Raw genomic sequence first — 9,724 nt, forward strand, 5'->3', positions numbered from 1 at the left:
ACACCCGTCAGCGGCAGCTCGACGGGGACCTCCGCCAGCAGCGAGGCGACCGCGTCACGGTCCGCCACGTCACAGGCGGCGACCGTCACCCGGGCACCCAGACCGGTCAGTTCGGCCACCAGCTCCGCAGCACCCGGCGTCCGCTCGCCACGACGGCCGGTCAGCACCAGATGCGGCACCCCCCGCTCGGCCAGCCAACGGGCCACCGACGCGCCCAGCGCACCCAGACCACCCGTGACCAGCACCGTACCGGACGGGGTCCAGGCACCGGACTGCCCGGCGGGCTGCACGGCCCGGACGAACCTGCGACCGTACACGCCCGAGGAACGCACCGCGACCTGGTCCTCGACACCACCCAGCACCGCCACCAGCCGGCGCCCGGCCCGCTCGTCCACCACCGACGGCAGATCGACCAACCCGCCCCACACATCCGGCAGTTCCAGCGCCGCCACCCGGCCCAGACCCCAGACCTGCGCCTGCCACGGGCTCGCCAACCGGTCGGCCCGACCCACCGACACCGCACCCACCGTCACCGACCACACCTTGGCCCGAACGCCCGCGTCACCGAGCGCCTGCAACAGCGCCAACGTGGCCAGCGCGCCGGTCGACACCGGAGAGCGCTCGGCCTGCGGCGCGTCCTCGGCAGCGACCAGCGAGAGCACACCCGTGAAGTCTCCGGCAGCGTTCAACTCGCGGATCCGAGCGGCCAGTTCCTCGCGCCCGGCGCCGTCGACGGCCAGCGGCACGACCTCGGCCCCGGCGGCGACCAGCGCCGCCGCCACATCCTCCACCGGCGCACCCTCGGCCGTCACCAGCAGCCAGCGACCGGACAACCGCCCGTCCGCCAGACCCCCCAACGGCTTCCACGTCACCCGGTAACGCCAGGAATCCACCACCGAATCCACCCGGCGCCGCTGCCGCCACGAGGACAGCACCGGCAGGAGCGAGCGCAGCGCGCCGTCCTCGTCCAGCTCCAGGGACCGCGACAGTTCGGCCAGGTCCTCGCGCTCGACGGCGTCCCAGAACCGGGCCTCGTCCGGATCGCCCTCGGCCGTCAGGACCGCCGACTCCAGCCAGTAGTGCTCCCGCTGGAAGGCGTAGGTGGGCAGCTCGACGTGTCCGGCGGCGGGCAGCAGCGAGGCGAAGTCGACGGGCACGCCCGCCGTCCAGGCCTCGGCCAGCGCCGCCAGCAGCTGCTCGGGGCCACCCTGGCCACGCCGCAGCGTGCCCAGCACCGCCGCCTCGGCCCCAACGGCGTCAGCGGTCTCCTGCACGCCGACGGTCAGCACCGGGTGCGGGCTGCACTCCACGAACACCGACCGGCCACTGCCCAGCAGCGCCCGAGTGGCCTCCTCGAAACGCACCGGCGAGCGCAGATTGTCGAACCAGTACCCGGCGTCCATCCCCGCGGTGTCGATCGGAGCACCCGTCAGCGTGGAATACAGCGGGACGGTGGACGTGGCGGGGCTGATTCCGGCCAGCTCCGCCAGGATGCGCTCACGCAACCGGTCCACCTGCGCCGAGTGCGAGGCGTAGTCCACCGGAATCCTGCGGGCCCGCACACCACGCGCCTCACAGCGCGCCATCAACTCGTCCAGCGCGCCCGGCTCACCCGAGACCACCGTCGACGAAGGCCCGTTGAACGCGGCCACCGACACCCGACCCTCGAAGGAGCCGATCAGCTCCCCGACCACCGCACTCCCGGCGGCCACCGACACCATCCCACCGCCACCGGCGAGTTCGGTGATCGCCAGGCTGCGCAGCGCCACCACCCGGGCACCGTCCTCCACGGACAACGCCCCCGCGACCACCGCCGCCGCGATCTCACCCTGCGAGTGCCCGATCACAGCCGAGGGCCGGACACCGTACGCCCGCCACACCTCCGCCAGCGACACCATCACCGCCCACAGCACCGGCTGGACCACATCCACCCGGTCCAACTCCGCGCCCTCACGCAGCACCTCGGTCAGCGACCAGTCCACGAACGGCGCCAACGCCGCCTCGCACTCCGCCAACCGCGCCGCGAACACCGGCGAGACCTGCGCCAACTCCCACGCCATACCGACCCACTGCGAGCCCTGACCCGGGAAGACGAACACCACATCACCCGGAACCACCCGGCCCCGGACCACACCCTCGCCACCGAGCACCGACAGCCCGTCCAGCAGCGCCCGACGGTCCCCGCCCAGCACCACGGCCCGCTGCTCCAGACCCGCCCGCGACAACAGCGCCGACGCCACGTCAGCCACCGCCAGCCCGGGCCGCTCCACCACGAACCCGGCCAACCGCTCCGCCTGCGCCACCAACGCCGCCGGCGTCCGACCCGACAACAGCCACGGCACCGACCCATCGACCGCCGCAGCCGGCCCCACCGCGCGCGGGGCGGGTACGGATTCCAGGATGATGTGGGCGTTGGTGCCGCTGATCCCGAAGGACGAGACGCCCGCCCGGCGCGGACGGTCCGCCTCGGGCCACGGCCGCGCCTCGGTGAGCAGTTCCACCGCACCGGCCGACCAGTCGACGTGCGGGGACGGCTCGTCCACGTGGAGCGTGGCGGGCAGCACACCGTGCCGCATCGCCTGCACCATCTTGATCACACCCGCCACACCGGCCGCTGCCTGGGTGTGCCCGATGTTCGACTTGATCGAGCCCAGCCAGAGCGGACGGTCCGCGAACCGCTCCTGGCCGTAGGTGGCCAGCAGCGCCTGCGCCTCGATCGGGTCGCCCAGCTTCGTCCCGGTGCCGTGCGCCTCGACGACGTCCACGTCACCGGCCGTCAGCCCCGCGTTGGCCAGCGCCTGCCGGATCACCCGCTCCTGCGAGGGACCGTTCGGCGCCGTCAGACCGTTGGAGGCGCCGTCCTGGTTGACCGCGCTCCCCCGCACCACCGCGAGCACCCGGTGCCCGTTGCGCTGCGCGTCCGAGAGCCGCTCCAGCACCAGCAGGCCCACGCCCTCCGACCAGCCGCTGCCGTCCGCCGCCGCCGAGAAGGCCTTGCAGCGGCCGTCCGAGGCCAGGCCGCCCTGGCGGGCGAACTCGGTGAACACCGCGGGCGTGGCGAGCACGGTGACGCCGCCGGCCAGCGCCAGGTCGCAGTCGCCGGAGCGCAGCGCCTGGGCCGCCTGGTGCATCGCCACCAGGGAGGAGGAGCAGGCGGTGTCGACGGTGACGGCCGGGCCCTCCAGGCCGAAGGTGTACGACACCCGGCCGGAGGCGACGCTGCCCGCGTTGCCGGTGCCCAGGAAGCCCTGGACCTCGTCCGGGACGGCTCCGCCGCCGGTCGCGTAGTCGTGGTACATCAGGCCGGCGTAGACGCCCGTCCGGCTGCCGCGCAGCGCGGTCGGGTCCAGGCCCGCGCTCTCGAAGGCCTCCCAGGAGGCCTCGAGGAGCAGGCGCTGCTGCGGGTCCATGGCCAGCGCCTCGCGCGGCGAGATCCCGAACAGCCCGGCGTCGAACCGGGCGGCGTCGTGCAGGAAGCCGCCCTCGAAGACGGTCGCGGTGCCCGCGCTCTCGCCCGCGTACACCGCGGCGACGTCCCAGCCGCGGTCGGTCGGGAAGGAGGAGATGCCGTCCCCGCCGGCGGCCAGCAGCTCCCACAGCCGGTCCGGGTCGGTGACGCCGCCGGGGTAGCGGCAGCTCATGCCGACGATGGCGATCGGCTCGTCGAGGGCGACCGCGGTGGCGGCGGGCTTCGCCGCGGCGGCCGGTCCCGCCGGGTGCAGTCCGAGCAGCTGTCCACGGACGAACTCGGCCAGCACGGCCGGGGTCGGGTGGTCGAAGACCAGGGTCGCGGGCAGGCGCAGGCCGGTGACCTCCTGGAGCCGGTTGCGCAGCCGGACGGCGAGCAGCGAGTCGAAGCCGAGGTCCTTGAAGGCCCGGCCGGGCTCCACGGCGGCCGCACCGGTGTGGCCGAGGACGGCGGCGACCTCGGTGGCGAGCAGTTCGGTGACCGTCCTGGCCCGCTCGGCCTCGGTGAGGCCGGCCAGCCGCTGGGCGAGCCCGCCGGTGCCGGTCTCGGCGGCGGCGCGGCGCGGGGCCGGGCGGACCAGGGCGCGCAGCAGCGGCGGCACGTCGCCGTCCCGGCCCGCGGCCGGCCGCAGCCGGATCGGCAGCAGGGACGGACGGGCGGAGCCGACGGCCGCGTCGAACAGGGCGAGCCCGTCGGCGTCGCTCAGCGACTCGGCGGTGCGCGAGGCCCGGGCGACCTGGTCGGTGGACAGGTGTCCGGTCATCCCGCTGGCACTGGCCCACAGGCCCCAGCCGAGCGAGACGGCGGGCAGGCCGGCGGCGGCCCGGCGGGCGGCCAGCGCGTCCAGCGCGGCGTTGGCCGCCGCGTAACCGGCCTGGCCCTCGGGGCCGAAGGTGCCGGCGGCGGAGGAGAACAGCACGAACATCGCGAGGTCGCGGCCGGCGGTCAGCTCGTGCAGGTGGAGCGCCGCGTCCACCTTGGGGCGCAGCACCGCGGCCAGCCGGTCGGCGTCGTACGAGGTGACGGTGCCGTCGTCGATGACGCCGGCCGCGTGGACGACGCCGGTGACGGGGTGCCGGTCCAGCACCGCGGCGAGCGCCTCGCGGTCGGCGGCGTCGCAGGCGACGACGGTCGCCTCGGCGCCCAGCGCCCGCAGGTCCTCGACCAGTTCGGCCGCGCCGGGGCTCTCGGCGCCCCGGCGGGCGAGCAGCACCAGGTGGCGCACCCGGTGACGGGCGGCCAGGTGCCGGGCGACCAGGCCGCCCAGGGTTCCGGTGCCGCCGGTGACCAGCACCGTCCCGGGCAGCTCGGGCGTGTCCGTCGCGGGGGTGCGGACCAGGCGCGGGACGAGCAGGGCGCCGTCGCGCAGCGCGCTCCTGGGTTCGGTGTCGACGGCGGCCGGCCAGTGTCCGCCGTCGCCGGCGGGGTCGCGGTCGACCAGGACGAGGCTGCCGGGGTGCTCGGCCTGGGCCGAGGCCACCAGTCCGTGCACGGCCGCGCCGGCGAGGTCGGCGCCCTCGCCGACGGCGCCGCGGGTCAGCAGGACCAGCCGGGAGGAGCCGAGCCGCTCCTCGGCGAGCCAGGCGCGCAGCAGGCCGAGGACGTCGGAGGTGGTGCGCAGCACGGCCTCGGCGTCGCTGCCCGCCGGGACGGGCAGGACGACGACGGCCGGGGCGGGCGCGCCCGCGTCGAGGGCGGCGGTCAGTGCGGCGAGGTCGGCGTGCCGGACGGCCTGCGGCAGTCCGGCGTCGTCCGGGCCGAGCACCGCCCAGTCGGTGGTGTCGGGGGCCGCGGCCGGGTCGGTCGCGGGCACCCAGTCCAGGGCGAACAGGGCGTCGTGGACGCCGTGCGCGCCGCCGCCGTCCAGGGCCTCGGGGGTGACCTCCCGGGCGGCCAGCGCGTCGACGGCGAACACGGGTGCGCCGGTGGGGTCGGCGGCCCGCACGGTGGTTCCGCCGGGGCCGCGGGTCAGGGCGACCCGCAGCGAGGTGGCGCCGACGGCCTGGAGCGAGACGCCGGTCCAGGCGAAGGGCAGCCTGGTTCCGGCCTCGGCGTCGAGGGCGGCGGCGTGCAGGGCGGCGTCCAGCAGGGCGGGGTGCAGGCCGTAGCCGTCGGCCTGGACGTCCCGGGGCAGGGCGACCTCGGCGTAGACGGTGGCGCCGTCCCGCCAGGCGGCCCGCAGGCCCTGGAAGGCGGGGCCGTAGCCGTAGCCGGCCTCGGTGAGCGCGGCGTAGAAGCCGGCCAGGTCGACGGGCCGGGCGCCGGCGGGCGGCCACTGGGCGTGGTCGAAGCCGGCGGAGGGCGCGTCGGCGCCGAGCAGACCGGTGGCGTGGCAGGTCCACGGGGCGTCCTCGCCGGGGCGGGAGGACACCTCCACGGTGCGGTCGCCCGCGCCGTCCGCCGGGCCGACGGCGACCTGGACGGCCACCCCGTCCGCCGCGGTCAGCACCAGCGGGGCCTGGAGGACCAGTTCCCGCAGCAGGGCGCAGCCGGCCTGTTCGCCGGCCCGCAGGGCCATCTCGACGAAGGCCGCGCCGGGCACCAGGGTGCGGCCGAGCACGGTGTGGTCGGCCAGCCACGGGTGGCCGGCCGTGGACAGCCGTCCGGTCAGGACGACGCCGTCGTGGGCGAGCGGGACGGCGGCCCGCAGCAGCGGGTGGCCGGCCGTGACCTGGCCGACGGCGGCGGCGTCGTGCGCCGCGAGGGGCCTGGGCCAGTAGTGCTCGCGCTGGAAGGCGTAGGTGGGCAGGGCGACGGGTCGGGCGGCGGGCAGCACACCGGTGGCGTCCACCGGCACGCCGGCCGTCCAGAGTTCGGCGAGGACGGTCAGGAAGCGCTCCGCGCCGCCGTCGTCGCGCCGGAGGGTGCCGACCACGGTGAACGGGGTGCCGGTGTCCTCGGCGGTCTCCTGGAGGGCGACCGAGACGACGGGGTGGGGGCTGCATTCGACGAACACCGAGCGGCCGTCGGCCAGCAGGGCACGGGTGGCCTGCTCGAACAGGACGGTGGAACGCAGGTTGTCGTACCAGTACCCGGCGTCCATCCCCGCGGTGTCGATCGGGGCGCCCGTCAGCGTCGAGTACAGCGGCACCCGGGAGCTCCGCGGGCTGATCCCCGCCAGATCCGCCAGCACCCGCTCACGCACAAGTTCCACCTGCGCCGAGTGCGAGGCGTAGTCCACCGGAATCCTGCGGGCCCGCACACCACGCGCCTCACACAGCACCATCAACTCGTCCAGCGCGCCCGGCTCACCCGAGACCACCGTCGACGAAGGCCCGTTGAACGCGGCCACCGACACCCGACCCTCGAAGGAACCGATCAGCTCCCCGACCACCGCACTCCCGGCGGCCACCGACACCATCCCACCGCCACCGGCCAGCTCGACCAGCGCCCGGCTGCGCAGCGCCACCACCCGGGCACCGTCCTCCACGGACAGCGCCCCCGCGACCACCGCCGCCGCGATCTCACCCTGCGAGTGCCCGACCACGGCCGAGGGCCGGACACCGTACGCCCGCCACACCTCCGCCAGCGACACCATCACCGCCCACAGCACCGGCTGGACCACATCCACCCGGTCCAACTCCGCGCCCTCACGCAGCACCTCGGTCAGCGACCAGTCCGCGAACGGCGCCAACGCCGCCTCGCACTCGGCCAGTCGCGCGGCGAACTCCGGCGACCAGTCGGCGAGTTCGCGCGCCATACCGACCCACTGGGAGCCCTGGCCGGGGAAGACGAAGGCCACCGAGCGGCTGTCGCGCTCCTCGGCGACGCCCGTGACCACCCCGGCCCTGGCCGTCCCGTCGGCGAGTGCCGCCAGGCCGTCCAGCAGGGCGGTGCGGTCGGTGCCGAGCACCACCGCGCGGTGTTCCAGGGCGGCCCGGGAGAGCAGCGCCCGGCCGATCTCCGGCCCGGTCAGCTCGGCGTGCTCGGCGGCGAAGGCGCCCAGTCGCGCGGCCTGCGCCGCGAGTCCGGCCCCGGTGCGGGCGGACAGGAACCACGGGAGCACCCCGGAGCCGGGCTCGGGGAGGGCCGCCGCCTCGGTGACGACCGGGGCGGCCTCCAGGATCACGTGGGCGTTGGTGCCGCTCATGCCGAAGGAGGAGACGCCGGCCCGGCGCGGCCGGTCCGCGGTGGGCCACGGCCGCGCCTCGGCCAACAGCTCGACGGCGCCCGCCGACCAGTCCACGTGGCCGCTCGGCTCGGCGACGTGCAGGGTGGCCGGGAGCCTCCCGTGCCGCAGGGCCTGCACCATCTTGATCACTCCGGCGACACCGGCGGCGGCCTGGGTGTGGCCGATGTTGGACTTGATCGAGCCGAGCCAGAGCGGCCGGTCCTCGGGCCGGTCCTGGCCGTAGGTGGCCAGCAGGGCCTGGGCCTCGATCGGGTCGCCGAGCCGGGTGCCGGTGCCGTGCGCCTCGACGGCGTCCACGTCGGCGGTGGTCAGCCCGGCGTTGGCCAGGGCCTGCCGGATCACCCGCTCCTGCGAGGGGCCGTTCGGCGCCGTCAGGCCGTTGGAGGCGCCGTCCTGGTTGATCGCGCTGCCGCGCACCACCGCGAGCACCCGGTGCCCGTGGCGCCGGGCGTCGGAGAGCCGCTCCAGCACCAGCATGCCGACGCCCTCGGACCAGCCGGTGCCGTCCGCCTCCGCCGAGAACGGCTTGCAGCGGCCGTCCGCGGCGACGCCGCCCTGCCGGCTGAACTCGGCGAAGATCTCCGGGCCGGCCAGCACCGTGACACCGCCGGCCAGCGCCATCTCGCACTCGCCGCCGCGCAGCGCCTGCGCCGCCAGGTGCAGGGCGACCAGCGAGGAGGAGCAGGCCGTGTCCACCGTGATGGCGGGGCCCTCCAGGCCGAAGGTGTACGAGACCCGGCCGGAGATCACGCTGTTCGAGGTGCCGGCGAGGACGTGCCCCTCGGCGGTGGTGGAGAGGTCGGTGCCGATGCCGTAGTACGAGGTCCCGGCGCCGAGGAAGACGCCCACCTGGGCACCGCGCACCGAGGTCGGGTCGATGCCCGCGGCCTCGAAGGCCTCCCAGGCGGCTTCCAGCGAGAGCCGCTGCTGCGGGTCCATCGCCAGCGCCTCGCGCGGGGAGATGCCGAACAGGGCCGCGTCGAACGCGGTGGCGTCGGCGAGGAAACCGCCGGTGAGCGCGTACGGCGCGTCCGCGATCTCGGCCTCCCAGCCGCGGTCGGCGGGGAAGCCGGTCATCCCGTCGCCGCCGTCGGCGAGCAGGTCCCACAGGTGGTCGGGGCTGTCGGCGCCGCCCGGCAGGCGGCAGCTCATCCCGACGATGACGATCGGGTCCTGGTCGGTGGCCACCGCGGCGGCCTGGGCGCGCACCGGGACGTCCCGGCCGCCGAGCAGTTCGCCGAGCAGGTACTCGGCGAGCGCGGCCGGGCTCGGGTGGTCGAACACCAGGGTGGCGGGAAGCCGCAGGCCGGTGGCGGCCTGCATCCGGTTGCGCAGTTCCACCGAGGTCAGCGAGTCGAAGCCGGCCTCCTTGAAGGCGCGTCCGGCCGCGACGGCCTCCGGGGAGGCGTGGCCGAGCACCAGGGCGGTCTGCTCGCGGACCAGGTCGACGAGCAGCGGGAGCCGGCCGTCCGGCTGGACGGCGGCGAGCCGCTGGGTGAGGCCGGCGGCGGTCGGTGCGTCACTGGCCCGGCGCAGTGCGGCGCCGACCAGCGAACGCAGGATCGGCGGCGGCCCCGCCGGGTCGCCGCGCAGCGCGGCGACATCGAGGTTGGAGGTGACCAGGTGGGCGCGCGGCACCGTCCCGGCGACGTCGAACAGGGCCATGCCCTGCGCGGTGGTCAGCGGGGCGCCGACCCGTGCCGCCCGCGCCAGGTCGGCGCCGGTCAGGTGTCCGGTGATGCCGCTGGACTCCGCCCACAGGCCCCAGGCGAGCGAGGCGCCGGCCAGGCCGCGGGCCCGCCGGTGCGCGGCCAGCGCGTCGAGGAAGCCGTTCGCCGCCGCGTAGTTGCCCTGTCCGGGCGGGCCGAGCACCGCGGCGACGGAGGAGAACAGCACGAACAGCGCGAGGTCGCGGCCGGCGGTCAGCTCGTGCAGGTGGAGTGCCGCGTCCGCCTTCGGGCGCAGCACGGTGGCGAGCTGCTCGGCGGTGAGGGCGGTGACCACGCCGTCGTCGACCACGCCTGCGGTGTGGACCACGCCGGTGAGCGGGTGCTCGGCGGGGATGGCGGCGAGCACGGCGGCCAGCGCCTCGCGGTCGGCGGCGTCGCAGGCCGCGACCGTCG

Annotated in this window: 1 protein-coding gene; it reads right to left on the minus strand. The window is 76.3% G+C overall.

Annotated elements, in window-relative coordinates:
* Positions 1 to 9,724, minus strand: a 9,724-nt coding sequence (locus tag ABZ449_RS40780; RefSeq protein WP_360356867.1) for a type I polyketide synthase, incomplete at both ends; no start/stop codon positions are given.

The organism is Kitasatospora sp. NPDC005856 (genome assembly GCF_040629945.1).
GTDB lineage: Bacteria > Actinomycetota > Actinomycetes > Streptomycetales > Streptomycetaceae > Kitasatospora.